Raw genomic sequence first — 26,860 nt, forward strand, 5'->3', positions numbered from 1 at the left:
AAATGTTTAATGTATAATACATATACCCTTAAAAATGGATTAAGAGTAGTAACAGAAAAAATAGAACATTTAAATTCCATTAGTGTTGGAGTTATGGTTCAAAATGGTTCTAGAAATGAAACTAATGATGTTAATGGAATCTCTCATTTTATTGAGCATATGTTTTTTAAAGGAACTAATAAGAGAACATCGAAGGAAGTAATGGAGGATATTGAAAATGTAGGTGGCCAAATTAATGCATTTACAAGTAAGGAAGCTACTTGTTATTATATTAAAGCATTAAATACTCATCTGAATTTATCGTTAGATGTGCTTTCAGATATACTGTTAAATGCAAAATTTGATCCAGATGAAATAGAAAAAGAAAAGGGTGTAGTAATTGAAGAAATAAATATGAGTCAAGATTCGCCAGAGGATGTATTAGATGATTTACATTCTAAAGTGACCTTTGGAAAAAACCCATTGGGAAATCCAATTTTGGGTACAATACAATTAGTTAAATCATTTACTAGAGAGAAAATATTAGATTATATTAATGAAAAATATACACCATATAATTCTGTAATATCGATTTGTGGTAACTTCGATGAACAAGAATTAAAGGATTTACTTGAAAAGTATTTTGGCTCATGGAAAAGTAAAAAAGAATATAACCCAAACTATGGCAATACAATAATACAAATTGATTCTGGATATACTAAAAAAGAAAGAGAACAACTTCACATTTCTTTGGGGTTACAAGGTATGCCATATGGAGATGAAGATAATTATTCATTGGTATTGCTTAATAATGTATTTGGAAACGGAGCATCATCAATTCTTTTTCAAAAAGTTCGTGAAGAGCTTGGATTATGCTATTCAATATATTCTTATTTACAACCACTTCAAGAAATTGGAACATTAAATATATATGCAGCTTTAAATAAAAATTATGTTGATAAAGCATTGGAAGTAATAGATAGAGAGCTTGCAATATTTAGTAAGAATGGAATAACAGATAGGCAAATTGAAATAAATAAAGAAAAGATAAAGGCAACTTATATACTAGGCTTGGAAAGTACTAGTTCAAGAATGTTTGCAAATGCAAAAAGTTATTTGTTTAGCAATAAGGTAAAGACTCAAGAACATGTGATAAAAAAGATTGATGAAATAGATAGAGATAGTATACAATATGTACTAGATAAATGCTTTAAAAATGGAGTTCTAAATGCAGCATATGTTGGTCAAGAGGTAGAATATAATAAGTTAGATTCTATAATTCTAAAAAATTCTAAAGCTTATTATAGTCCGAATTCTAATAAGCATAATTTATAAATAATACTGTAATAATATACCTCCTTTTTTCATATCATGTTATGAGTATAAAAGGAGGTATTTATAATGGGTGAAGAAAATAGCATAAAATATTTAAGCGATATAGAAAGATATGAATTAATAAATATTAATGATGGAGAAAAATATGATTATCTATTGAATAATGATTTAATAATAGATGATGAGGGGAACTTTAAATATTTAATAGTTAATTTAAATGGCGGTAAATTTAACTTTTTTAGTAGTAAAGATTTTTTAGAAATTCCATGGAATTGTGTAAAAAAAATTGGAGCAAGGACTATAATATTAGATGCAGATGATGATATAGTTAAAAAAGTTAAGCTGTAATTAGGAGGAAAATTAATGAAAATAGTTGTACAAAAGTTTGGAGGAACTTCAGTTTCAACAGAAGAAACAAGAAAAAAAGTTATAGAAAAAGTTAAGGCTGCAATAAAAGATGGGTATAGTCCAGTTTTAGTGGTATCAGCTATGGGAAGAAAAGGAGCACCTTATGCTACAGATACGCTGCTATCATTGGTAGGGGATAATTTTAAAAGTTCCAATAGGCTTGCACAAGATTTACTTATGTGTTGTGGAGAAACAATAAGTTCGGTTGTTGTAAGTAATGATTTATACAATGCAGGGATTGATGCGGTACCACTTACTGGAGGGCAGGCCGGAATTTTGACAGATAGTAATTTTACGGATGCAAAGTGTATTGATGTTAAGCCTAAGAAAATCTTAGATTTAATATCACAAGGAAGAGTTCCTGTAATAACTGGCTTCCAAGGTATGACTGAGAATGGATATTTAACTACTTTAGGCAGGGGTGGAAGTGATACATCAGCATCTATAATAGGAGTATCGCTTAAAGCTTCAGCAATAGAAATATATACAGATGTTGATGGTATAATGACTGCAGATCCAAGAGTAGTTGAAGATGCAAGTTTAATCGATGTAATAAGTTATAATGAAGTGTTCCAATTAGCTGATCAAGGAGCTAAAGTAATCCATCCAAAGGCTGTAGAAATTGCTATGGAAGCTAATATTCCTTTGTTAATCAAGAATACAATGTCTGATAGTAAGGGAACTTTGATTAATAATTTTGGAGATAGAGATAATGATAGAATTATGACTGGAATTACAAGTCAGAAAGATAGAGTTCAAGTTTCAATTAAATCTTGTGAGAACAAAGGAAATTCAAAATATAAAGATATTTTAGATTTGGTTGCTGCAAATAATATTAGTTTAGATTTAATAAATATATTTCCTGGTGAACAAATATTTACCATAAAACAAAAAGATAAAGACATTTTAAATAACGTATTAAGTAATGCTAAGTTAAAATATAATTTAATAGAAGATTGTAGTACAGTAGCTGTTATTGGTTCTAGAATGAAAGGCATACCTGGTGTTATGGCTAAAATAATAAAAGCATTAAGTGATAATAATATAGAAGTTTTGCAAACAGCAGATTCACATATGACAATCTGGTGCTTGGTTCATTCAAAAAATGTTAAGGAAGCAATAAATGTATTACATAAAACTTTTAAGTTGGCATAGGCACATGAAAGAAAATAATAAGTTCAATTTGTTATGAATATTTTTCATCAGGCAAGGAGATAGATTGGTCTCATAGCGGGTCTATTAGTCAAATCTGCCGATGAAGAATGATGAAAAATATATACATTAAAGAAGAATGGCTATGCTGCATATAACAACATTTCTTCTAGATGAACTTGTTATTACTTTTGAGTGTGCTTAAAGAGAATATGTATAAAATAATTCCTCCTGTACAAAATAAAAAAGTACAGGAGGAATTATTTTATGAATAGATATATTTTAAATAGTGAAAATACAGAAAAAGAAACTACGAATAAATCAGAATCACAAGATAAAATGGATTCGGTAAAAGAGTTTGGAAATACAAATTTAGCTGAGAAAGACAGAGATATACAAGTATTATCAATAATTGGTCAAATAGAAGGTCATTCAGTTCTTTCGCCACAAACTAAGACAACAAAATATGAACATATTATACCTCAGTTAATAGATATTGAACAAAATGAAAAGGTTAAGGGGGTTCTTATAGTTTTAAATACAGTAGGTGGTGATGTGGAGGCGGGACTTGCAATAGCAGAAATGATTCGAAGTATGTCAAAACCAACAGTATCAATAGTTATTGGGGGAGGACATTCTATAGGGGTACCTCTTGCGACATCTTCAAATTTTTCATTTATAACTCCATCTGCAACAATGATAGTTCATCCAGTAAGAATGAATGGATTTGTAATTGGAATAGCTCAAACTTTTGAATATTTTAAGAAAATGCAAGAAAGAATAAATGACTTTATTGTTAGGACATCTAATATAAAGCCTAAAACATTACAGGAATTTATGCTTAAAACTGATGATTTATTAAATGATGTTGGAACAATGCTAATTGGCAAGCAAGCAGTAGAATGTGGATTGATAGATGAAGTTGGTGGAATACATGAAGCATTAGAAAAACTAAGAGAGCTTATAAATAAATAATGAAATTTATGCGGTTATAGAAAAAATCTATAGCCGATTTTTATTTTTAGTGTTATCTTATTAAAGGAGAATAATTGTTTTGTGTAGAAATAAAATAAGTGAGGTGATTAAAGTTGGGAAGGACTAAAGGCAAAAATAATACTGCTAAAAACACTAAAAATGATACTACAATGAATCCAGATATAGTTGGAATAATATATATTACAACAGGACTAATACTTGCAGTAGCAATTTATACTGCTTTAGCAGGGGCATTATCATCTCTTGCACAAACAGTATCAGGTGCAGTAATGGGAATAGGTTCAAATGTGTTACCTATTTACTTGATATATTTTGGCTTTCAATATATAAAAACAAGAGGAAATATAAATTTAAATAAAAATTTTTGGGGAATGACAATTCTAGTGATTGTTATTATGTTGACTTGTGGAATAATAAATATTCAAAGCTTGGATGAACCTAATAATTTTGTTGAGAATCTTAAAGCAATAGTTAGTAATACAACAGATACAATACATGGAGGGATAATATCATATTTTATATGTTATCCACTTTATAGATTAGTAGGAATTCTAGGCACATATATTATATTGTTTGCTTTTTCTATAATAGCTATTATTTTAATTTTCGATATCACTTTATATGATATAGGATTAAAGGCTTATAACCAAAAAGAGAAGTTAAGAAATAATAGAAAGCAGAAAGAATGGAAAAAGGAAAGTAACAAATTAGAAAAGGGGCATACTACTTTTATAAATATAGTAGAAAAAGATGAAAATGTTCCTACTGGTTCGAAAGAGAAAGAAGCATTTTTATCCGGAGTTGATAAGAAAATAAAAATTCTTGATTTTATGAAAGATTCGGTGGAAAATCAAATAGATGAGCCTAAGGCTGAAGCATTATCAGATATTCAAATAGATAATTTTTTAGATAACGTTGAAGAAAAACATACTCGTAAAAAACAAAAGCTAGATAATGATGTCAAAGATGTAGTTAATAAAGAAATACAAGAACAAATTTCTGAATCTAAAGAAGAAGTAGAATATAGACATCCTAGCTTAGAATTATTGAAATTAAATGGCAATACAAAACTAAAAAGTTCAGATAAAAAAGAATTAATAGAGAATGCTAATAAGCTTGAAGAAATACTATCTAATTTTGGTGTTGATGCAAAGGTTACCCAAGTAACTAAGGGACCATCCGTTACTAGATTTGAACTTCAACCAAGTCCAGGTGTTAAAGTTAGTAAGATAGTGAATTTATCAGATGATATAGCTTTAGGATTAGCTGCATCAGGAATAAGAATAGAAGCGCCGATTCCAGGAAAGGCAGCAGTTGGTATAGAAGTACCAAATACTAAACAAACAGCAGTATTTTTAAGAGAAGTGTTGGAAAATGATGAGTTCATAGAGTCAAAGAAGAAGTTAGCATTTGCGTTAGGTAAGGATATTTCAGGTAAGTGTGTTGTAGGTGATTTAAGTAAGATGCCACATACATTAATAGCAGGGGCCACAGGTTCTGGTAAGAGTGTATGCATAAACTCGCTTATAATAAGTTTATTATACAAGTATAACCCGAATGAAGTTAAGCTTCTTATGGTTGATCCTAAAGTTGTTGAATTAAATGTATATAATGGAATACCACATCTTTTAATTCCAGTTGTTACTGATCCTAAAAAGGCTGCAGCTGCTTTAAACTGGGCAGTTAATGAAATGACAACCAGATATAAATTATTTGCAGATATGGGAGTTAGAAATATGGAATCTTATAATGAATTATTTAATAAAGGGATTATAGATAAAAAGCTTCCATATATAGTTATTATTGTAGATGAGCTTGCAGATTTAATGATGGTGTGTCCAAATGATGTGGAAGATTATATTGGAAGACTAGCTCAAATGGCTAGAGCAGCTGGAATGCATTTGGTTATTGCAACACAAAGGCCATCTGTAGATGTTATAACAGGAGTAATTAAAGCTAATATACCATCAAGAATATCGTTTGCTGTTTCTTCACAAATAGATTCAAGAACAATCTTGGATAGTTCAGGAGCTGAAAAACTTCTTGGAAAAGGAGATATGCTTTACTATCCAGTAGGAGAAAGTAAGCCTTTAAGAGTTCAAGGTTGCTTTATATCAGAGGAAGAGGTTGAGCAGGTTATATCATTTATTAAGAGTGAACAAGGTGTTATAAATTATGAAGAAGATATAATTGATCATATTAATAATACTGCAGATTCAAAAGGCTTAGCAGCAGGAGAAGGAAATGATGATGTAGATGAACTTTTGAGTGAGGCAATAAATGTAGTGGTTGAGTATGAACAAGCATCGACTTCGTTTCTTCAAAGAAAGCTCAGAATTGGTTTTAATCGAGCATCTAGAATTATGGACCAACTAGAAGAAAGGGGAATTATCTCTGAAAAAGATGGAAGTAGACCAAGGCAAGTATTAGTTACAAAGCAGCAACTTCAGGATGAAAACAGCGACGAGAATAGCAATTAGGAACATTCAAATATAAAATTTAATTAGTATATTTGTTTAGTACAATAAGATATGTAATACTAGTGACTTGTAAATTATAGTGTTAATTTGCTATAATTAAAGCTACTAGAAAACAGGAGGATTTAAAGACTTGAACGGAAATAATATAGAAATTGTAAAAGATCAAATAAGAGTTAAGGCTAATCATGATAAATATAAAGTGGGAATGGTAAGTTTAGGATGCGATAAAAATAGAGTGGATTCAGAAATAATACTAGGTAACATGAGTACTGAATATGAGATAACTAATAATCCTAAAAATGCAGATATAATTATAGTAAATACATGTGGATTTATAGAAAGTGCTAAACAAGAATCTATAGATACAATACTAGAAATGGCAGAATATAAAAATTCTTATAAATGTAAATTGCTTATAGCTACAGGATGCCTTACACAAAGGTATGGCGAAGAATTAGGTCAATTAATACCTGAAATAGATTTAATGCTTGGTGTTAATGATTATAATAAAATAAATGAGTTTATAACACAATTTATACAAGGAAATAAAATGGCAGAAGAACTTTTGGGTTATTCTGATGAAAATATAAATGAAGGAAAGAGAATTCTTACAACACAAAAAGAGACTGCTTATATTAGAATTGCAGAAGGATGTAACAATTTTTGTACATATTGTATAATTCCTAAAATTAGAGGGAAATTTAGAAGTAGAAGAATTGAAAATATAATAAATGAAGCCAAAGAACTAAGTAATGCTGGAGTTAAAGAATTAATTCTTATAGCTCAAGATACAACTTTATATGGTAGTGATATATATAATAAAAAGAGTCTTCATATATTATTACAGGAATTATCTAAAGTTGAAGGAATAAAGTGGATAAGAGTACTCTATTGCTATCCTGAAGAAATTTATGATGAACTTATAGATGAAATTGCAAACAATGATAAAGTTGTAAAATACTTAGATTTACCAATACAACATATAAGTGATCATATTTTAAAACTTATGGGAAGAAAAACTACTAAGCAGACTATATTAGGTAAAATAGATAAGCTTAGACAAAGAATTCCAGGAATGATAATAAGAACTACTTTTATTGTTGGTTTTCCTCAAGAAACTCAAGAGGACTTCAATGAAATTAAGGATTTTCTAAAAGAATACAAACTTGATAAAGTAGGGGTGTTCACTTATTCACAAGAAGAAGATACTCCAGCTTCTAAAATGGATGGACAAATATCCGAAGAAGTAAAGAAAAATAGAGAAGAAACATTAATGTTATTACAAAAAGATATATCAGAAGAGTTAAATAAATTGAAAATTGGAAAGTTATATGATATTCTTGTTGAAGGATATGATGGAGAATGTTATATGGGAAGAAGTTATGAGATGGCACCAGATATTGATGCGAATGTATTCTTTAAATCATTAGACAGCATAGAAATTGGCACATTTATTAGAGTGAAAATAACAAAAAATATGGATTATGATTTAGTAGGAGTTGTTGTTGATGAACCTTGCAAATAAATTAACTTTAATTAGAATAGTTTTAGTTCCTATATTTTTAATATTTATAGCAACTAAACAAATACCCTATGGAAGTGCAATTGCAACTTTCATATTTGTATTAGCTTCAATAACAGACAAATTAGACGGATATATTGCTAGAAGTAGAAATCAAATAACTAATTTTGGGAAATTTATGGATCCATTAGCAGATAAATTATTAGTTACTGCAGCGTTAATATCTTTGGTTGAATTACATATAGTACCTGCATGGGCGGCAGTTGTTATAATTGCACGTGAATTTGCTGTATCAGGTTTGCGCTCAATAGCCGCAGCACAAGGAAAAGTTATTGCTGCCAGCTGGTGGGGAAAAATTAAAACTGTAATACAGATAATAGCAATAATTTTAATGCTATTAAAGGTAAATATACATGATATACGTTATGTTAAACAATTAGTAGCTAGCAATTATTACTTTAAAGAATTTTTTAACATAGTACCATATGTAATGCTTATGGTGGCAGTTGCTATAACTTTAGTTTCTGGTTACGACTATTTTAAAAAGAACAAAGATGCTGTAGCTATAGATAAGTAAGAATTATATATTTAAGAATATTAATTAAAATAAAGTTGAAAAAAATATGTTTAGAAATATTAAATATGGATATAACTTTAGATGGTTCCTTCTTTTGTATATAAAGAAGGGGCTTTTCTTAGAATTAATTATTGACTATAGTATATAATTAATTTATAATCAAATAAGAACATAAGTTCGATGAGAGGAAGGTTGTATTATGGGAATTATAGATGCGGAAAAATTAAAAGCCATTGAAAGCGCAATGAGTCATATAGAAAAGCAATTTGGAAAAGGTGCAGTAATGAAATTAGGAGACCATAATATTTCTAATATGGATGCTATTTCAACAGGATGCTTAGATTTAGATATATGTTTAGGAATAGGTGGAGTACCTAAAGGAAGAATTATTGAAATTTATGGACCTGAAAGTTCAGGTAAAACTACAGTTGCATTACATATAGCTGCAGAATCACAAAAGAAAGGTGGAGCAGTAGGATATATAGATGCAGAGCATGCATTAGATCCTAGTTATGCTCAAAAACTTGGAGTAGATGTTGATAGCTTAATAATATCTCAACCAGATACAGGAGAGCAAGGTCTTGAAATTGCAGAAGCTTTAGTACGTTCAGGTGCAATTGATGTTTTAGTAATTGACTCTGTTGCAGCATTGGTACCTAAAGCAGAAATTGAAGGCGAAATGGGAGATTCACATATTGGTCTTCAAGCTAGACTTATGTCACAAGCATTAAGAAAATTAGCAGGAACATTAAACAAGACTAATTGTGTTGCTATATTTATAAATCAATTAAGAGAAAAAGTTGGAGTTATGTTTGGTTCTCCAGAAACAACAACAGGAGGAAGAGCGCTAAAGTTCTATGCATCAGTAAGACTTGATATTAGAAGAATAGATTCTATAAAACAAGGAGATACTATTATTGGCAATAGAACAAGAGTAAAAGTCATGAAGAATAAGGTGGCACCACCATTCAAACAAGCTGAATTCGATATTATGTATAATGAAGGTATTTCACGAACAGGTAATATTGTTGATGTTGGAGTTAAAGAAGAGATAGTTCAAAAAAGTGGAGCTTGGTTTTCATATGGTGATATAAGATTAGGTCAAGGAAGAGAAAATGCTAAGATATACTTGAAAGAGAATCCTGAAGTAGCATTAGAAATAGAAAATAAAATTAGAGAAAAATATAATCTTCCAAAAGCAGAATTATTTAAAGAAGATTCAGCAAAAGAAGATAATAATGATAGCAAGTCAGATACAAAAAATACCGAAAAATAAAATATTAAAAATTACAAAATATAGCTACAGGTATGTTAATTAATATCTGTAGCTATATTTAGAATATTCAAGTATAAATCAGTATAATGAAGGATATAATCAATATATGGGCAAACTTGACATAATTTTATTTTTAATATAGAATGAAAAGGAATACTGGTTTATCATTATTCATAATGCAGTGAGAAGAGTATGACACCTACTTACTTTCTTGTTAGTATAAATGAGAAATTAATAAATTAGGAGGTGTTTATGTGGAACTAGCGGTAATGATATTAATAGATTTAGTTGTCTTATTAATATTAGGAATAGTGGTTTATAAAACAATTCAAAATACAACAAAAAATAAAATAGAATCGCTTGAAAAAGAAGCGGAAGAAGTTCTAGAAAGAGCTAAAAGAGATGCTGAATCTACTAAAAAAGAATCAATCCTTGAAGCAAAAGAAGAACTTCACAAATTAAGAAATGATTTTGATAAGGAATCTCGTGAGAGAAGAAATGAGATTCAGAGGCTTGAAAGAAGAGTAATTCAGAGAGAAGAAGCACTTGATAAAAAAGGTGAGATTCTTGAGAAAAAAGACGAAACAATCAATCAGAGAATGCTTGAAGTAGATCAAGTAGAAGCAAAGGTACAGGAGCTTTATGACGAAAGAAGAGCAGAATTAGAAAGAATTTCAGCTCTTTCTAGTGAAGAAGCTCGTCAAATTCTTTTAGATGAAATTAGAAAAGAAATTACACATGATACAGCTTTAATGATAAAAGACATTGAAGGTAAAGCAAAGGAAGAAGCAGATAAAAGAGCAAGAGAAATAATTACAACTGCAATTCAAAGATGCGCTGCTGATCATGTGTCAGAATCAACTGTACACGTTGTTGCACTACCGAATGATGAGATGAAGGGTAGAATAATAGGTAGAGAAGGAAGAAACATTAGAACCTTAGAAACTTTAACAGGAGTAGATTTAATTATAGATGATACTCCGGAAGCAGTCATTCTTTCTAGCTTCGATCCAATAAGACGTGAAGTCGCAAGAATGGCACTTGAAAAGTTAATAGTGGATGGCAGAATACATCCAGCAAGAATCGAAGAGATGGTTGAAAGAGCAACTAAGGACGTAGAAAATAGTATAAAAGAAGAAGGGGAACAAGCGGCCCTTGAAACTAGCGTACATGGATTACATCCAGAAATTATAAGACTTCTTGGTAGATTAAAGTATAGAACTAGTTATGGTCAAAATGTTTTAAAACATTCTATAGAAGTTTCATACTTAGCTGGTTTAATGGCTTCAGAGCTAGGTTTAGATGTTACTCTAGCTAAAAGAGCAGGATTGCTGCATGATATTGGTAAAGCGGTTGATCAGGAACAAGAAGGACCTCATGCTTTAATTGGTGGGGATCTTGCTAAGAAATATCATGAATCACCATTAGTAATAAATGCAATAGCAGCCCATCATTCAGATGTAGAAATGCAATCTCTAGAAGCAGTATTGGTTCAAGCAGCAGATGCAATATCAGCAGCTAGACCTGGTGCAAGGAGAGAAACATTAGAAGCATACATTAAGAGATTGGAAAAGTTAGAGGAAATTGCAAATTCGTATGAAGGTGTAGAAAAGTCATATGCCATTCAAGCTGGTAGAGAGATTAGAATTATGGTTAAACCAGAAAAAGTTGATGATATTGGCACAATTGAACTAGCACATAATTTAGTTAAGAGTGTTGAAGAGCAACTTGAATATCCAGGACAAATTAAAATTAATGTTATAAGAGAGACTAGAGCAGTGGATTTTGCTAAATAGTTACAATAAAGTATGTTTTGTTTAATAACAAAATATACTTTATTTTTTATTTATGAAAATAAAAAATAAAATTTAATATTTTTTATTTTTTAAAAGGAATTTCCAAAATTATATAGAATATATTATAATGTAAACGATTTGCATAATAGATTGTAGGAGGAATAATAAAAATGGAAGTATTAAAAGTATCAACAAAATCAAATCCAAATTCTGTAGCAGGAGCCCTTGCAGCGATTATAAAAGAGAAGAATATAGCTGAAATTCAAGCTGTGGGAGCAGGTGCAATTAATCAAGCTGTAAAAGCTATTGCCATAGCAAGAGGCTTTATTGCCCCAAGTGGGAAAGATATTGTTTGTATACCAGCTTTTACAGATATACAAATAGATGGAGAGGAAAGAACAGCTATAAAATTAATTGTACAGCCTAGATAACAAAATTAGCGTTAATTCAAGCAACAACAATTAATTTTTAAGTTGAAATTATTTATAAAAACGTTTATACTATAATAGTTAAATGCTATATTTATTAATTTTTTTGTAAAGAGGTGTATATTAATGATAGCAAAAGAAGCTGTTGTAAAAAACGGATCAGGTCTTCATGCTAGACCAGCAACATTATTAGTTAAGAAAGCTTCATCATTTAAATCTGACGTTAGTATAGAATATAACGGTAAGAAAGCAAATGTAAAGAGCTTAATTGGAGTTTTATCTTTAGCAGTAACTAAAGATGCAACAATTAAAGTTGTAGCTTCAGGAGATGACGAAGCTTTAGCAGTTGAAGAAATTGTTAAATTAGTTGAAAATTTAGAAGACTAATATACAATGCTAGGTTCCATATTTTAAATATGGAACCTTTTCTATTATAAATTACAAATATATAAGCAAAAAAGCTACAACAATAATTAGTGATAAAGATTTGAATTAGCCTTTTGTTTAATAATTTAATAACTTATATATTGATTAAATATGCTTTTAATATAATTATAATTTAAGAGTTATTTAATCATCACTATCTATATAGTTACATTTGAATACTAATGTAGATAGGTTTATGGCACTCACCAAAATAACTACATAAACAAGTCGTTCAATTAGTGGAGCCTCTCTAAGTAATATATCGATTAAATTAAAATCAAATAATCCAATTAATCCCCAATTTATAGAACCCATTAAAACTAATAGTAAAGATAATTTATCAAAGAAATTCAACTTGTACATAAAATTTCACTCCAATCTTTAAAAAACTGAAAAATTAAAGATAATATATAAAGGTTATAATTTTAACAATTAGATTAATCTTAGAAGGTATACTTTAGATAGTATATAAATCTAGGCATAAAAATATAAAATAAGTAAATGTTTTTATTTGTAATTATGTTTAATATATATGTTGCAATGTGATTTATTTATTCCCTAGTGATGCTGTACATAATTTCAATGTACAATTCAATATTTAACATATATATCTTAAATATAATGTCTAATATATATATATGATTTTTGATTACAATAATAACAAAAAGTTTAATTTAAATAAAAAATATTAATTATAGAATTCTAATTGTTAATGTAAAGTATAAATTATGTGCGAGAAGTACAAAGTATAATATATATTATTGTAAAATTATAAAATTCCATGAGCAAAAATGAAAAAAATATGTTATAATACGAATGATGAAATAAAAAAAATAAAATATATTCGTGTGGAGGTTTTTTAATGAGAAATTTATATAGCACACCTTTAAATTCAAGATATGCATCTAAGGAGATGAGTTTCATTTTTTCAGACGATATGAAATTCACAACATGGAGAAAATTATGGGTAGCACTTGCAGAAGGTGAAAAAGAATTAGGATTAAATATTACTGAAGAGCAAATCAAAGAACTTAAAGATCATATAAATGATGTGAATTATGAAGAAGCTGCAAAAAGAGAAAAGGAAGTAAGACATGATGTAATGAGTCATGTATATGCATACGGTCTTCAATGCCCATCTGCTAAAGGAATAATACATTTAGGAGCCACATCTTGTTATGTTGGTGACAATACAGATGTTATAATAATGAGAGATGCTTTAAATTTAATTAAAAATAAAATTGTTACAGTTTTAAATCATTTAAAGAATTTCGCAATAGAATATAAGGATATGCCGACATTAGGATTTACACATTTCCAACCAGCTCAGTTAACTACAGTAGGTAAGAGAGCAACTCTTTGGATGCAAGATTTAGTTATGGATGTGGAAAATATTGATTTCTTATTATCAACTTTAAAACTTAGAGGAGTTAAAGGTACTACAGGAACTCAAGCTAGTTTCATGGAACTTTTTGATGGAGATGAGAGTAAAGTAAAAGAATTAGACCATATAGTAGCAAAGAAAATGGGATTTGATAAGAGCTATGGAGTTACAGGGCAAACTTATCCAAGAAAACTTGATTCAATAGTTTTAAATACTTTATCAGAAGTTGCTCAAAGTGCTTATAAGTTTAGTAATGATTTAAGATTACTTCAAAATATGAAAGAAATGGAAGAACCATTTGAAAAGAATCAAATAGGTTCATCAGCTATGGCATATAAGAGAAATCCTATGAGAAGTGAAAGAATAAGTGCTTTAGCTAGATATGTTATAGTTGATGCATTAAACCCAGCGATAACAGCAGGAACTCAATGGTTTGAAAGAACATTAGATGATTCAGCAAATAAGAGATTGTCAGTTGCAGAAGGATTTTTAGCATTAGATGGAGTATTAAATCTTTACATAAATATTGCAGAAAATATGGTTGTATATAACAAAGTAATAGCATCTCATGTTCAAAGGGAATTACCATTTATGGCTACTGAAAATATAATGATGGAAGCTGTAAAGAGAGGAAAAGATAGACAAGAGTTACATGAAAAAATTAGAGTTCATTCAATGGCAGCTGCCCAAAGAGTAAAAGGTGAAGGGTTAGATAATGATTTAATAGATAGAATAATAAATGATGAGTCATTTGGTCTTACTAAAGAAGAAATCTTATCAGTTATTGATCCAATCAAATTTGTTGGTAGAGCACCAAGCCAAGTTGTTGAATTTATAGATGAATATGTAAATCCTATCATTAAAAATAATGAAGAAGCATTAAAAATTGAAAGTGAAATAACTGTTTAATTTTTAATTTAAATAATATCAAGTATATAGAAAATATAACAAGCTAAAAGATAGTACATATATATTAGGCACATGAAAATAAATAATAAGTCCAAATTTGCTATGGAAATAGAAATAGGTTGGTAAATGGACTTGTTATTTTTTTGAATGTGCCTTAACCAATGATGAAAAGTTTACCTATAGTATCTCTGTTAAGAAAGCTTATTTATTTAGTGTTATATATAATGATATGTTAGCAAAGTATTAATTTTTTGTTTTTTAGGTTGATATCTTAAAAACTATAATAGTAAAAGTTGATTAATAACAATTTAATAGAATTTGACAGCTCTAAGTTTGTGATAAATTATCGGAAAAACAGCACTAAGTGGATAATTTAGTTTATTATAACTATGACAGCAATATAAATAATCACCGTTTGTTAGTTCATAAGTAATGAAGCCTGTGTGACTAAACCTATCTGTTTTAGGAGAATAAAATTGTATTAAACATCCTTGAGATAAGGTATTATTTTCAGGAATTTTATATCCTATGTTATTAGAAATTAAGTAAGAATATAAATTTTCAACTCTTATCCAAGGGTAAGTATATGGTTTCCATGTATTAGTTTTATTAATACCTCCAGCATTAATGATTTGAGAGGCGAAATTACTACAATCACCGCCTATATTATCATCAAAATATTTATAATTTGGATTTGGATTTAAAGCAAATTGTTGAGCGTAAGCACAAGCATCTGCAATGTTAAAAATGGAATTTCTTTTACTGTTTTCTAATTTATCGGTAACTACATTGAATTGTTTATATAATGACCTTATATAAGTAAGTTCTTTAGCATAAATGTTATTATAATTAATGGAAGGTAATCGTCGTATGTTATCTAAATCAATATTTAATATATAATCATATAGAATTGGATTTTCTTCCTTTTCGATTAAAAATTGCACTTTGATTTTATTATTTGAATTTTCTATAATAAGTATATATTCTTTAACACTCGCAGAAATCACATCATTTAAAAAAGGTTTTATTAAAAATGATTGTTCTAAAGTAAATTTCAATTTTAAAAATATATTATTCTGATGTAAGATTTTATATTTGTATTTAAATTTTATATTTTCTATAGAATAATTGAATTTTTTCCTCAATTCAAAATTTAGTAGCTTTTTTAATAAAATCTCTTCTGTTATATCTTGATTTAAGAAAGAGTCTATATCTTGTAAAACAAAATGCAATTTATCATAAGGAGTAGAGAGTAAATAAGACAATTTGTATAAGTTTTCATATAACATATAAAATTCCTAATAAAAATTATTTTCTAGTATATATTTATGAATGCATAGATAAAATATATGTTATATTTTAATGAAAAGATATATTTTAAAGTATTACATTAAATATGAGCTAAGAGATTTATGGGCGAATTAAAAAAGGTTATTTTATTTAATGGGTGGATATAATTATAATTAATGTGCTATAATTACAAAGTGAATTTGATTTAGGCACATGAAAATAAATAACAAGTCCAATTTGATGTTGATATTTTGTATCAGGCAAGGAGGCAAAGTGCTATCATAGCAAGTCTATTAGGTCAATTTAATGACGTAGCATGATGGAAAATAGGCAGGCCAATTGAGTTGTTATTTTTTGGATGTAGCTTATAATAACATATGCATTTTTATGTAGAGTTATATGTAATTTGAAATAAAAAATATGAATTTGGTGAATTTACTTGCAAATAGTACTTATTGTAGGATAAAATCAAATTTATGAAAGATTTTTATAAAGGAGCTATCAAAAGCAATGCAAGAATTATCTAACGTAATAGCTGGCAAGTATGAAGAAATAATTGAAAAGATTAAAAGTTTTTCAGATGAATATCTTAATGAAGAATATAAAAATATTTGTGTAGCAGCAGCTGAAACACTATGCTTAAATAATGAAGAAGTAATAAAAAAAGGAAAAAGTTTTTCATGGGCAGCAGGAATTGTACATGCAATAGGAACCGTAAACAATTTATTTGATGCAAAAGAACAACCTTATATTAAGGCTTTGGATTTATATAAGGAATTTGGAGTTAGTAATAGTACAGCTACTAATAAGTCAAAAGAGGTAAAAAAGCTGTTAAATTTATCAAAGGAAAATATGCGATGGATTATAGATGCAGAAGGAAATGTGTCAAGTAAAGAAGTTGCTGTAACAACTGAGGCAGTAAATGCAGAATTTAAAGATCAGCCCCTTAAAGTTATAATTGATAAAAACTTTGTAATTGCGCAGAGAATAATAAATTATGCATGGCATGAAAAGAACTATAAAAATAAAGCCAAATTTGCAAAGGAAGCTTTAAAAATATATGAAAATTGTCCAGATGCATATATCATTTTATCAAAAGATTCTAAATTGAATGATAATGAAAAGAAAGAACTATTAGAAAAAGCAGTTAAAGCTGGTCAGCATATGTTGAAAATAGAGAATTTAGAAAATGCAGATTTTAAGGTTTTAAGTTTAAAAGTATCAGAACCATTTTTTGGAGCTAAATATACTTTAGCTATGCACTTATGGAGAATGAATCAAAGAGAAGAGGCAATACAAAATGCCTTTGATGTAGTTAAGTATGATAAAAAAGATAATTTATTAGTTAGAGGAATATTATCTAGCTGGTTATTGATTGAAGAAAAATATGATCAAGCAAAAGATCTTTTAGAAAAATATGAAACTGACTATTTAGCACATATAAATTATAATAGAGTTGCATTATTTTATAAGACTGGCAAGCTTAAGGAAGCTGAAGGCGCGCTAAGAAGAGCTTATAAGAGAAACCCTTTTGTAATTGAATATTTATTAAAACAAAAGAGAGTGCCAAATGTGATACCAAGCATTCCTAAAATAGGAGATGAAGCAGAAGCTATGGTATATGCAAATTTGGGATTACAAGTATGGAATGATTCTCAAATGATACATTGGCTTAAGGAAATGAAAAGAGATTTCGATATAATAAATTTTAAGTAACACTTTACAAATATAAAAATAAGTGGTAATATTTAAATATAAATTTAATAACGTATCTTCAGGGCAGGGTTTGATTCCCTACTGGCGGTTATAGCCCGCGAGCTTTTATTTAAGCAGATTCGGTTAAATTCCGAAGCCAACAGTATAGTCTGGATGAAAGAAGAAAGTAATTACATAAATCATATTAGAATATTTTTTTGATATTATTTAATTTGTTCTATTTAGGCCCTGAACTTTTATAGTTCAGGGTTTTTTTATATTAAATATAGTTTATTATTTCATATATAATTAACTATAGTCTTAAATTTAATATCATTGTATATATATTATAAGAAATATTAATATGAATAAAATAATTATTTTTATGATTTTAAACTCTGAAGATTTATCTTTAGAGTTTTTTGTTTCTATGAAATTATAATAAATTAAAATTTGTGAATAACTTTTAAAGAGCACAGAAGCACATAGTCTGTGGAGCAGATTTTTTCCTTAGAAGATTTAATATTAACTAAAAAAACTAAGAGATTAAAAAAATGATAGGATTTTTAACAACTATTCGTTTTAGAATGGTTACGTATTTAATAAAACAAACATACATACATTCATTTAATTTAGTATAACCTACATAGATGTAGAAAGGAGAGGGAATTAATGAATGAAATATATATGAGGAGAGCATTAGAGTTAGCTAAAAATGGGATTGGAAAAGTTAATCCAAATCCATTAGTTGGTGCTGTTATAGTAAAAAACGGTGAAATAATAGGAGAAGGTTATCATGAATGTTATGGAGAAGCACATGCAGAAAGAAATGCAGTAAAAAATGCAGTTGAGGATGTAGAAGGAAGTACAATTTATGTCACATTAGAACCATGTGCACACTATGGAAAAACACCACCATGTGTAGATTTAATAATTGAAAAAAAGTTTAAAAAGGTCGTAGTAGGAATGCTTGATCCTAATCCATTAGTTGCTGGGAAAAGTATTGAGAAGCTAAAGAATAATGGAATCGATGTTATAGTAGGAATAATGGAAGAAGAGTGTAAAAAGATAAATGAAGTATTTTTAAAATATATAACTGAAAAGATTCCTTTTGTAGTTTTAAAAAGTGGAATTTCTCTTGATGGTAAAATAGCAACTGTAAGTGGAGAATCAAAATGGATTACATCTAAAGAGTCTAGAGAAGATGGACACTTTTTAAGAAACGGATTATCAGGAATTATGGTTGGTGTAAATACTATAATATCAGATGATCCAGAACTTACATGCAGAGTGAAAAATGGAAGAAATCCAATAAGAATTGTTGTAGATACAAATCTTAGAATACCACTAGAGTCTAAGGTTGTTAAAAATAATGATGGACGAACTATAATAGCTACTACTAAAAGAGCTGATGAAACAAAAAAGAAAAATTTAATAAATCTTGGAGTTAAGATTATAGAAGTTTCCGAAAAAGAATCTAGAGTTGATTTGAAGGAGCTTATGGTTAAACTCGGTCAAGAGTCCTTGGATTCAATTTTAATTGAAGGAGGAGGAACATTAAACTTTTCAGCATTAAAAGAAGGAATAGTTGATAAAGTGAGATTTTATATAGCACCTAAAATTTTAGGTGGGGAAAATAGCAAAAGTGCTATAGCAGGAATTGGTTTTTCACAACTTGAAGAAGCAGTGAAGTTAAATAATGTTACTTATAGACAAATAGGGGATGAACTAGTAGTTGAAGGATATACAAAAAGTTGAAAATGTTACGAGTAACATTAATGAATATACAATTGATGCAAAACAAATAATAAATACAAGGTGTTCTTAGAAAAGGAAGGTGAGTGTGTGTTTACTGGAATTGTTGAAGAGGTTGGTATATTAAAGGAAATTACAAAAGGAAGCGAATTTGGAGTAATAGAAGTTCAATGCAGCAAAGTTTTAGAAGATACAAAGATAGGAGATAGCATAGCAACAAATGGAGTATGTTTGACAGTTAAAGAAAAAAATAGTGATTCTTTTAAAGCAGATGTAATGGGAGAAACGTTAGAAAAAAGCAGTCTAGGAGATTTACGTAGTGGTGATAAATTAAATCTAGAAAGAGCATTAAAAGCTAGTGATAGACTAGGGGGGCATATTGTAAGTGGACATATAGATGGAATTGGACGGATAGTTTCAATTAAGAAAGAAGCAGATGGCACATGGTTTACAATAAGTGCTTCAAAAGATGTTTTAAAATATATTATATATAAAGGTTCCATTGGAATTGATGGAATAAGTTTAACTGTAGCTTATGTAGATAATGAAATTTTCAAAGTTTCAGTTATACCTCATACTTTAGAAAATACTATTTTAATAAATAAAAAAATTAATTCTAAGGTAAACTTAGAATGTGATTTAATAGGAAAATATGTAGAAAAATTATGTGGCAAAAAAGACGAAGTAGAAGAAGAGAAAAAAAGCAATATTACAATGGAATTTTTAATGGAAAATGGATTTTGATATATGAAAATACAGTTATAAATCTGCAATAACAAAAAATAATTCAGTAGACAAATTAATTATATTATTAAGATGAATAGATTTAATTAATGTATGAGTTAAATTAGAAAAGCTTAAATATAAAGGGGATGCGAAAAATGAAATTTAGTAGTATTGAAGAAGGTATAAAAGATCTTAAAGAAGGAAAAATGATTATAGTTGTAGACAATGAAGACAGAGAAAATGAAGGGGATTTAGTTATTCCAGCAGAAATGGCTACAGGAGAAAATATTAATTTTATGATTAAGTATGCAAGAGGTCTTGTTTGTGCACCTATAGAAGAGGAAATTGCAATAAAATTAGGGTTAAATCCTATGGTAGAAAGAAATACAGATAATCATGAAACAGCTTTTACTGTAGCAGTAGATCATAAAGATACAACAACTGGAATATCAGCTTTTGAAAGAGCTTATACAATAAACAAACTTGTTTCTTCAAATGAACCAATGGATTTTAGAAGACCAGGACACATTTTTCCATTAATTGCTAAGAAAAAAGGTGTTTTAGAAAGAATAGGACATACAGAAGCTTCTGTAGATTTAGCTAAACTTGCGGGATTTAAAGGTGCTGCTACAATATGCGAAATAGTTAATGATGATGGAAATATGGCAAGAAGAGATGATTTAATGATTTTTGCTAGAGAACATAATTTGAAAATCTTAACTATATCAGATCTTATTCAATATAGATTAGAGAATGAAGTAAGTGTCTCTAAGGAAATAGAAGCTAAACTTCCAACTAAATATGGAGATTTTAAAATTATAGGATTTGAAGAAAGAGGCACAAATAAATGTCATGTGGCATTAGTTAAAGGGGATATTACTACTGATGAACCTGTTCTTACAAGAATTCATTCAGAATGTCTGACTGGAGACGCTCTGGGTTCGAGAAAATGTGACTGTGGAGAACAGTATGCAGCATCTATGGAAATGATAGCGAAGGAAGGCAGAGGTATGCTTCTATATATGAGACAGGAAGGTAGAGGCATAGGTCTTTTAAATAAACTTAAAGCTTATGCGCTTCAAGATAAGGGCCTTGATACAGTAGATGCCAACTTAGCATTAGGGCTTGAGGAAGACGCTAGGGACTATAAAGCAAGTGGCGATATGTTAAGAATACTTGGTGTAAATAAGGTTAGATTGATCACTAATAATCCAAGTAAAATAGAGGGTTTAACAAATAGTAATATTGAAGTTGTAGAGAGAGTGCCAATAGAAATGCCTTTAAATGAAAATGATGAATTATATTTAAGGACTAAAAAAGAAAGAATGAATCACTTATTAAATATATAAATGAGGAAATTTCATAATTAAATTATACCAATATAGGGTTATATGTATATTCTTATAAAAGACAATACATTCTAGCTGACTGTTAGGAACAATCAAAAAATAATAGATCATTATAATTATATATAAATTATTAAAAATAAAATAATATTTAAATTTAGGAGGAAAAAATAAATGAATACATTTGAAGGAAAGTTAATTGCAGAAGGATTAAAGTTTGGAATAATAGTAGGAAGATTTAACGAGTTTATTGGAGGCAAGCTTTTAGATGGTGCCTTAGATGCACTTAAAAGACATGGAGTTAAAGAAGAAGATATAGATATTGCATGGGTACCAGGAGCATTTGAAGTTCCATTAATAGCAAAGAAAATGGCTAAAAGTCCTAAATATGATGGAGTAATTTGTTTAGGAGCAGTAATTAAAGGTTCAACTTCACATTATGATTATGTATGTGCAGAAGTTTCTAAGGGAATTGCAAGTGTATCTTTAGAAACTGAAAAACCAGTTATGTTTGGAATACTTACAACAAATAATATAGAGCAAGCGATTGAAAGAGCAGGAACTAAAGCTGGAAATAAAGGTTATGAATGTGCAGTTTCAGCTATTGAAATGGCTAACTTATTAAAGGAAATTAAATAATAAAATTCAATATTATGCAATATGGAAAGCACACTTTGTATTGTCTAGAAGAGATTCTATTTAGTATGACGTGTGTTTTTTTACGTCTGGAAAGATGAATTAAAATAAAAATAAATAAGACAGTAAATAATAGGAAAGTATATTTGGGATTAATTATTGGTAAACTTTGCATCAAATATTGATTGGTTTACATAAATATGATAATATATACATATAAAGACATAAAGTAACATGAATATACAAGGATTGGGAACTGTGAAGAATTCTCTCTATTTGGGCATCTTGAGAATTTTGAGTTAATGATGCAACCCACCAATCAAAACTAATTAATTTTTATTTTAATTAGTTTTGGTTGGTTTTTTATTTATAAATTAAATATAAAATAATAAAAATAAATAAGTGAAATATACAATTTGTAAAATTGTATATAGGAAAGGTAGATACGCTATGAATATAAATAATAAAATTATAAAAGTTATAAATGATAATTTAGCAACAAATTCAGAGTTTGAATTTATTGCAGAGTTGGGAGATTTAACTTTAGCCGATATATATTATATTGAGAAAATATCTACTATTAATAGTATAAAAGAGAAATTTAATTATCAAATAATAGATAATACTTACATAAAGATTAATTATTCATGTTAAATAATTATACTCATATAACCTAATTTAAATAAGAGAATATTAGTCATTTGATCAAAACATATTATAAAATAGTTATAGTAGAAACAGGAATTTTATGATAAAATACGTTTGGAAAGTTAAAAATATATGTATTTTTAGTTCTAAACACATAATTTTGATAAAAGGATAGAAGTTAATATGGAGAAAAAAACAAAAATAGTAGGTCCAGTTTATCAACAAATTGCTGCTGATATTGCTTCAAAAATAGCAAATGGGCATTATGAAGTAGGAGAAAAAATATATGCACGTTCAGTACTGGCCAGTCAATATGGAGTTTCAGCAGAAACTGCAAGAAGAGCCATTTCTATATTGTCGGATATGGATATTGTTGATACAGCTAGAGGTAGTGGGGTAGTTATAAAGTCTAGTGAAAATGCAATTAAGTTTGTAAAGCAGTATGATGATATTAAAACTGTCACTGATTTAAGAAATGATATATTAAGTAGTTTGGAACGTCAGAAGAAGGAGAATGATCACTTAAGAAATCAATTGTTTGAATTAATAGATAAGACTGATAGATTTAAATCTATAAATCCATTTATGCCATTTGAAATACGGATATCAAAAGAAACGCCATATATAGAAAAGACAGTGGCTGAAATTAATTTTTGGCATAATACATCGGCAACGATTATTTGTATTAAAAGAAATGAATGTCTTGAAATGTCACCAGGTCCATATGCAGTTTTAAAAGAAAATGATGTTTTTTATTTTGTAGGAGATGAAAACTGTTATGAACGAGTGAATAAATTTTTATATCCATAATTAATTGATAAATAGTTTTAGAAAGATATTAGAAGGTAATATATACTTAAAATAACAATAGACTTTTGTTATTTTAAATATATATTATCTTTTATTTTTATAAATAAAATTACAGAATTGTTTATAGTTTAAAGTATATCTAGTCTAGAGTGAAGATTATTTTTGCATACAAATTAAATTATAGAAATTGAGGAAAAATATATTAAATTTTACTATTTGTAAATACTGTTTATTAAGTGTTATTTGACAAAATTAACAACTTAATGATATACTTGAGTTGTTACTAAGTGACAATCTTAAAAAAATATGAAGTTGTCACAATACGAAATAGAATGTGCATCTAATATTATTGATGTGAGTTATTAGATGAATTTTTATTAAGGGAGGTATCTTAAATGATAGAATTTAAGAATGTACGAAAACAATTTAATAATAAAACTATATTAAATGATATATCTTTTAATATAGCTAGAGGAGAATTAGTTGCTATAATAGGTGGAAGTGGGTGTGGAAAGACCACTACTCTAAAAATGATAAATCGTCTTATAAATCCATCTTCAGGTCAAATTTTAATTGATGGAGAGGATATTAAATATAAGGATATTATAGAATTAAGGAGAAATATTGGTTATGTAATTCAGCAGACAGGTTTATTTCCACATATGACAGTCAGAGAAAATATTGAAATAATTCCTCATGTAAAAAAAATGAACGAAAAGAATATAAAGAAAAGAACTTATGAACTTATGGAGATGGTGGGTTTAAATAGTGAAGAATATTTGGATCGTTATCCAACTGAATTAAGTGGAGGACAGCAGCAGAGAATTGGAGTAGCAAGGGCGTTCGCAACAAATCCTGAAATAATTTTAATGGATGAACCTTTTAGTGCACTTGATCCTATAACACGTATACAACTTCAAGATGAGTTAATTGAGTTGCAAGAGAAATTGAAGAGGACTATTGTATTTGTAACTCATGATATGGATGAAGCAATAAAAATAGCAGATAAGATATGTATAATGCATAGTGGAAATGTTATTCAATATGATACTCCAGAAAATATTCTAAAGAATCCATGCAATGATTTTGTAAGTGAATTTATAGGCAAAAATAGAATATGGTCTTCACCAGAATTTATACGAGCTAAAGATATTATGATTGAAAATCCAATTACTTGCTTTAAGAATACATCATTATTGAGATGTATGAAAAAAATGAGAAGTTCAAAAGTTGATAGTTTGATGGTAGTTGATAAATTAAATTATCTTTTAGGAACTGTTACAGCAAAGCAAATTCAAAATAAATTAGATAGAAATATACTAGTTGAAGATATAATGAATAATAATTTTATAAAGACAAATCCTGATGACACAATAATTGATATTCTTCAACTTGTAAAAGAAAATAAGATAGCACAAATTCCAGTTGTTAGTGGGAATGGTATGTTAAAAGGAATAATTACAAAAAGTAGTTTAGTTACTACATTAAGTGGACAATTTTTGGATACTGAGGAGGTGCAATAACATGAACGAATTATTTAATTATTTATTTGGAGCAAAAGCTCAAATAATTACATTATTATTTGAACATATTAGACTTACAGCTTTATCAGTAGGAATAGCTATTCTAATTGGAATGCCATTAGGAATACTTATAAGTTATGTTAAAAAATTAAATAAGCCTGTTCTAGGAGTGGCTAGTATCGTACAAGCTATTCCGAGCATGGCTCTGTTAGGATTTGCAATACCTTTCTTAGGAATAGGCACAACACCTGCAATAGTAATGGTTGTTTTATATTCGCTTTTGCCAATTATAAAGAATACAACCACAGGTATAAATGGAATAAATACTCAAGTGGTAGAGGCTGCAAAAGGTATAGGACTTACTAGATTTCAAATTTTATTTAAAATACAAATTCCGTTAGCATTGCCAACTATTATGTCCGGAATAAGGATTTCAGCGGTTACAGCAGTAGGGCTTATGACAATGGCGGCATTTATTGGAGGGGGAGGACTAGGATATTTGGTCTTTTCCGGAATAAGAACAGTTAATAATTATCAGATTCTGGCAGGAGCAATTCCCTCTTGTATATTAGCCTTATTAGTGGATGGAATATTTGCAATAGTTGAAATGTTAGTTACACCTATTAATTTGCAAAAAAATAACAATAAAAGTAGTCTAGCTAAAATTAAAATTAGAAGATTTCAAAAAGGAATTTTATGTGCTACAGCTTGCTTGTTAATGGTAATATTTGTGTTTACTGGTGTATCAAAAAAGATTAATAATAAAAAAGAAATTACAATAGGTAGTAAGGATTTTACTGAACAAGAAGTACTAGGAAATATATTATCAGAGCTTATTGAAAGAAAAACTGATATTTCTGTAAATCGTAAATTTGCATTGGGAGGTACTCAGGTTATATTTTCAGCATTGCAAAGAGGTGATGTTGATATGTATGTAAGTTATAGTGGAACAGCTTATGGTGATATATTAAAATATTCACCAATATCTGATGTAGAAAATGTTTATGATACAGTGAAAAAAGATTACAAAGATAAATTCAATATAGAAGTATTAAAACAAATGAATTTCAACAATACATATACTTTGGCTGTTACAAAAGGAACTGCTGAAAAATATAATTTAAAAACAATAAGTGACATTGCTAAAGTAGGAAATAAACTCAATGCAACTACAACATTAGAGTTCCTAAATAGAGAAGATGGATTACTTGGATTAACAAATAAATATAACTTTAATTTTAATAATACTGTTGGAATTGATGGAACTCCAAGATATTCAGCTTTAATGAATAATGAAAGTGATGTGATAGATGCATTTTCAACTGATGGATTATTAAAAAAATATAATCTGACTGTTTTAAAGGATGACAAGAAGTTTTTTCCACCATATTATGCGATTCCTGTTGTACGTTCTGAAGTACTAGAAAAATATCCAGAAATAAAACCATTAGTTGAAGAAGCTGGAAGTTTAATAACCAATGATGTAATGATTGAATTGAACTATGATGTTGATGAATTAAAAAAGGATCCCAAAGACGTAGCAATTGAATTTTTACAAAAAAATAAATTAATATAAATATAAAAATAAAAAAATATATAAGGAATTTTTATAATTCAAATCTACAACAATTAATTACGTTATAGTGTATTTTATAACCATATACATATACCTAATATTAATATAATTTTGTAAATGATTTAATTATGAAATTTCATGACATAATAAACATTCATAAAAAATTAGTATAGTGCTAAAATTTAAT

Annotated in this window: 23 protein-coding genes and 2 riboswitches; of the genes, 21 read left to right on the top strand and 2 right to left on the bottom strand. The window is 28.3% G+C overall.

The window, feature by feature from the left end; genetic code table 11:
• The first annotated feature begins 9 nt into the window (after positions 1 to 9).
• The 11 genes from CLSA_RS07075 (at position 10) to CLSA_RS07125 (ending at position 12,336) form a co-directional block, all read left to right on the top strand.
• Positions 10 to 1,314, top strand: coding sequence for a M16 family metallopeptidase (locus CLSA_RS07075; RefSeq protein ID WP_022744728.1), 1,305 nt, complete (start codon positions 10 to 12; stop codon positions 1,312 to 1,314).
• Between the two features lie 66 nt (positions 1,315 to 1,380).
• Positions 1,381 to 1,662 carry a YlmC/YmxH family sporulation protein gene (locus CLSA_RS07080; protein WP_022744729.1) on the top strand — a complete coding sequence of 94 codons (282 nt, stop codon included), beginning with the start codon at positions 1,381 to 1,383 and terminating at the stop codon, positions 1,660 to 1,662.
• A gap of 15 nt (positions 1,663 to 1,677) precedes the next feature.
• On the top strand, positions 1,678 to 2,877 hold the full coding sequence (gene dapG / locus CLSA_RS07085; protein ID WP_022744730.1) for an aspartate kinase: 1,200 nt from the start codon (positions 1,678 to 1,680) through the stop codon (positions 2,875 to 2,877).
• Positions 2,878 to 3,141: 264 nt separating this feature from the next.
• Entirely contained in the window at positions 3,142 to 3,849 is a 708-nt protein-coding gene (locus CLSA_RS07090) for a ClpP family protease (protein WP_022744731.1), read from the top strand.
• Between the two features lie 113 nt (positions 3,850 to 3,962).
• Entirely contained in the window at positions 3,963 to 6,350 is a 2,388-nt protein-coding gene (locus CLSA_RS07095; protein ID WP_022744732.1) for a DNA translocase FtsK, read from the top strand.
• Positions 6,351 to 6,555: 205 nt separating this feature from the next.
• Positions 6,556 to 7,875: a 30S ribosomal protein S12 methylthiotransferase RimO gene (rimO, locus tag CLSA_RS07100; protein ID WP_171770629.1), complete on the top strand. Its 1,320-nt coding sequence runs from the start codon at positions 6,556 to 6,558 to the stop codon at positions 7,873 to 7,875.
• Positions 7,859 to 8,449: a CDP-diacylglycerol--glycerol-3-phosphate 3-phosphatidyltransferase gene (gene pgsA / locus CLSA_RS07105; protein WP_022744734.1), complete on the top strand. Its 591-nt coding sequence runs from the start codon at positions 7,859 to 7,861 to the stop codon at positions 8,447 to 8,449. The genes rimO and pgsA overlap by 17 nt, the downstream gene beginning before the upstream one ends.
• A gap of 199 nt (positions 8,450 to 8,648) precedes the next feature.
• The gene (gene recA / locus CLSA_RS07110; protein ID WP_022744735.1) at positions 8,649 to 9,725 is read left to right on the top strand and encodes a recombinase RecA; all 1,077 of its coding nucleotides are present in this window, start codon (positions 8,649 to 8,651) and stop codon (positions 9,723 to 9,725) included.
• Between the two features lie 254 nt (positions 9,726 to 9,979).
• On the top strand, positions 9,980 to 11,521 hold the full coding sequence (rny, locus tag CLSA_RS07115; RefSeq protein ID WP_022744736.1) for a ribonuclease Y: 1,542 nt from the start codon (positions 9,980 to 9,982) through the stop codon (positions 11,519 to 11,521).
• A gap of 170 nt (positions 11,522 to 11,691) precedes the next feature.
• Positions 11,692 to 11,952, top strand: a complete 261-nt coding sequence (locus tag CLSA_RS07120) for a stage V sporulation protein S (RefSeq protein ID WP_022744737.1) — start codon at positions 11,692 to 11,694, stop codon at positions 11,950 to 11,952.
• A gap of 123 nt (positions 11,953 to 12,075) precedes the next feature.
• The gene (locus tag CLSA_RS07125) at positions 12,076 to 12,336 is read left to right on the top strand and encodes an HPr family phosphocarrier protein (RefSeq protein WP_022744738.1); all 261 of its coding nucleotides are present in this window, start codon (positions 12,076 to 12,078) and stop codon (positions 12,334 to 12,336) included.
• A gap of 183 nt (positions 12,337 to 12,519) precedes the next feature.
• On the opposite strand, the gene CLSA_RS07130 is transcribed toward CLSA_RS07125, so the two are convergent.
• Positions 12,520 to 12,738: a DUF378 domain-containing protein gene (locus tag CLSA_RS07130; protein ID WP_041716158.1), complete on the bottom strand. Its 219-nt coding sequence runs from the start codon at positions 12,736 to 12,738 to the stop codon at positions 12,520 to 12,522.
• Between the two features lie 499 nt (positions 12,739 to 13,237).
• Here CLSA_RS07130 and purB point away from each other — a divergent pair, with 499 nt between their 5' ends.
• Entirely contained in the window at positions 13,238 to 14,668 is a 1,431-nt protein-coding gene (gene purB / locus CLSA_RS07135; RefSeq protein WP_022744739.1) for an adenylosuccinate lyase, read from the top strand.
• Positions 14,669 to 14,976: 308 nt separating this feature from the next.
• Here the strand turns inward: purB and CLSA_RS07140 are convergent, their stop codons facing one another.
• Positions 14,977 to 15,813: an amidase domain-containing protein gene (locus CLSA_RS07140; RefSeq protein WP_241393541.1), complete on the bottom strand. Its 837-nt coding sequence runs from the start codon at positions 15,811 to 15,813 to the stop codon at positions 14,977 to 14,979.
• 655 nt (positions 15,814 to 16,468) lie between these two features.
• Between CLSA_RS07140 and CLSA_RS07145 the strand changes: the two genes are divergently transcribed.
• The 9 genes from CLSA_RS07145 to CLSA_RS07185 all read left to right on the top strand — a co-directional run bounded on the left by CLSA_RS07145 (position 16,469) and on the right by CLSA_RS07185 (position 26,673).
• On the top strand, positions 16,469 to 17,674 hold the full coding sequence (locus tag CLSA_RS07145; protein ID WP_022744741.1) for a DUF6398 domain-containing protein: 1,206 nt from the start codon (positions 16,469 to 16,471) through the stop codon (positions 17,672 to 17,674).
• A gap of 50 nt (positions 17,675 to 17,724) precedes the next feature.
• Positions 17,725 to 17,843: riboswitch (FMN riboswitch) on the top strand.
• Positions 17,844 to 18,325: 482 nt separating this feature from the next.
• A complete protein-coding gene (gene ribD, locus CLSA_RS07150) occupies positions 18,326 to 19,411 on the top strand; it encodes a bifunctional diaminohydroxyphosphoribosylaminopyrimidine deaminase/5-amino-6-(5-phosphoribosylamino)uracil reductase RibD (RefSeq protein ID WP_022744742.1) in 1,086 nt (361 codons plus the stop codon).
• Between the two features lie 87 nt (positions 19,412 to 19,498).
• A complete protein-coding gene (locus CLSA_RS07155) occupies positions 19,499 to 20,152 on the top strand; it encodes a riboflavin synthase (protein WP_041716160.1) in 654 nt (217 codons plus the stop codon).
• A 137-nt stretch (positions 20,153 to 20,289) separates the two neighbouring features.
• A complete protein-coding gene (locus tag CLSA_RS07160; RefSeq protein ID WP_022744744.1) occupies positions 20,290 to 21,483 on the top strand; it encodes a bifunctional 3,4-dihydroxy-2-butanone-4-phosphate synthase/GTP cyclohydrolase II in 1,194 nt (397 codons plus the stop codon).
• Positions 21,484 to 21,654: 171 nt separating this feature from the next.
• Positions 21,655 to 22,119 carry a 6,7-dimethyl-8-ribityllumazine synthase gene (gene ribH / locus CLSA_RS07165; RefSeq protein ID WP_022744745.1) on the top strand — a complete coding sequence of 155 codons (465 nt, stop codon included), beginning with the start codon at positions 21,655 to 21,657 and terminating at the stop codon, positions 22,117 to 22,119.
• A 239-nt stretch (positions 22,120 to 22,358) separates the two neighbouring features.
• A riboswitch (cyclic di-GMP riboswitch) is annotated at positions 22,359 to 22,442 on the top strand.
• A 124-nt stretch (positions 22,443 to 22,566) separates the two neighbouring features.
• Positions 22,567 to 22,770: a hypothetical protein gene (locus CLSA_RS07170; protein WP_022744746.1), complete on the top strand. Its 204-nt coding sequence runs from the start codon at positions 22,567 to 22,569 to the stop codon at positions 22,768 to 22,770.
• Positions 22,771 to 22,947: 177 nt separating this feature from the next.
• A complete protein-coding gene (locus CLSA_RS07175; RefSeq protein WP_022744747.1) occupies positions 22,948 to 23,574 on the top strand; it encodes a GntR family transcriptional regulator in 627 nt (208 codons plus the stop codon).
• A 395-nt stretch (positions 23,575 to 23,969) separates the two neighbouring features.
• Positions 23,970 to 25,097 carry an ABC transporter ATP-binding protein gene (locus CLSA_RS07180; RefSeq protein WP_022744748.1) on the top strand — a complete coding sequence of 376 codons (1,128 nt, stop codon included), beginning with the start codon at positions 23,970 to 23,972 and terminating at the stop codon, positions 25,095 to 25,097.
• A gap of 1 nt (position 25,098) precedes the next feature.
• Complete coding sequence (locus CLSA_RS07185; RefSeq protein ID WP_022744749.1) at positions 25,099 to 26,673, top strand: ABC transporter permease/substrate-binding protein; 1,575 nt, start codon at positions 25,099 to 25,101, stop codon at positions 26,671 to 26,673.
• The last annotated feature ends 187 nt before the right edge of the window (positions 26,674 to 26,860 follow it).

Origin of the sequence: Clostridium saccharobutylicum DSM 13864 (assembly GCF_000473995.1) — a bacterium.
GTDB classification, from domain to species: Bacteria; Bacillota; Clostridia; order Clostridiales; family Clostridiaceae; genus Clostridium; species Clostridium saccharobutylicum.

What these genes read in the sequence shown, in the direction of transcription:
- CLSA_RS07185 (WP_022744749.1), top strand. Translation starts at nt 25,099, where the DNA reads ATGAACGAATTATTTAATTATTTATTTGGAGCAAAAGCTCAAATAATT.
- recA (WP_022744735.1), top strand. Translation starts at nt 8,649, where the DNA reads ATGGGAATTATAGATGCGGAAAAATTAAAAGCCATTGAAAGCGCAATG.
- purB (WP_022744739.1), top strand. Translation starts at nt 13,238, where the DNA reads ATGAGAAATTTATATAGCACACCTTTAAATTCAAGATATGCATCTAAG.
- CLSA_RS07170 (WP_022744746.1), top strand. Translation starts at nt 22,567, where the DNA reads ATGAATATAAATAATAAAATTATAAAAGTTATAAATGATAATTTAGCA.
- CLSA_RS07175 (WP_022744747.1), top strand. Translation starts at nt 22,948, where the DNA reads ATGGAGAAAAAAACAAAAATAGTAGGTCCAGTTTATCAACAAATTGCT.
- rimO (WP_171770629.1), top strand. Translation starts at nt 6,556, where the DNA reads ATGGTAAGTTTAGGATGCGATAAAAATAGAGTGGATTCAGAAATAATA.
- CLSA_RS07130 (WP_041716158.1), bottom strand. Translation starts at nt 12,738, where the DNA reads ATGTACAAGTTGAATTTCTTTGATAAATTATCTTTACTATTAGTTTTA.
- CLSA_RS07160 (WP_022744744.1), top strand. Translation starts at nt 20,290, where the DNA reads ATGAAATTTAGTAGTATTGAAGAAGGTATAAAAGATCTTAAAGAAGGA.
- CLSA_RS07180 (WP_022744748.1), top strand. Translation starts at nt 23,970, where the DNA reads ATGATAGAATTTAAGAATGTACGAAAACAATTTAATAATAAAACTATA.
- CLSA_RS07090 (WP_022744731.1), top strand. Translation starts at nt 3,142, where the DNA reads ATGAATAGATATATTTTAAATAGTGAAAATACAGAAAAAGAAACTACG.
- ribH (WP_022744745.1), top strand. Translation starts at nt 21,655, where the DNA reads ATGAATACATTTGAAGGAAAGTTAATTGCAGAAGGATTAAAGTTTGGA.
- CLSA_RS07080 (WP_022744729.1), top strand. Translation starts at nt 1,381, where the DNA reads ATGGGTGAAGAAAATAGCATAAAATATTTAAGCGATATAGAAAGATAT.
- CLSA_RS07075 (WP_022744728.1), top strand. Translation starts at nt 10, where the DNA reads ATGTATAATACATATACCCTTAAAAATGGATTAAGAGTAGTAACAGAA.
- pgsA (WP_022744734.1), top strand. Translation starts at nt 7,859, where the DNA reads ATGAACCTTGCAAATAAATTAACTTTAATTAGAATAGTTTTAGTTCCT.
- CLSA_RS07125 (WP_022744738.1), top strand. Translation starts at nt 12,076, where the DNA reads ATGATAGCAAAAGAAGCTGTTGTAAAAAACGGATCAGGTCTTCATGCT.
- CLSA_RS07120 (WP_022744737.1), top strand. Translation starts at nt 11,692, where the DNA reads ATGGAAGTATTAAAAGTATCAACAAAATCAAATCCAAATTCTGTAGCA.
- dapG (WP_022744730.1), top strand. Translation starts at nt 1,678, where the DNA reads ATGAAAATAGTTGTACAAAAGTTTGGAGGAACTTCAGTTTCAACAGAA.
- CLSA_RS07145 (WP_022744741.1), top strand. Translation starts at nt 16,469, where the DNA reads ATGCAAGAATTATCTAACGTAATAGCTGGCAAGTATGAAGAAATAATT.
- ribD (WP_022744742.1), top strand. Translation starts at nt 18,326, where the DNA reads ATGAATGAAATATATATGAGGAGAGCATTAGAGTTAGCTAAAAATGGG.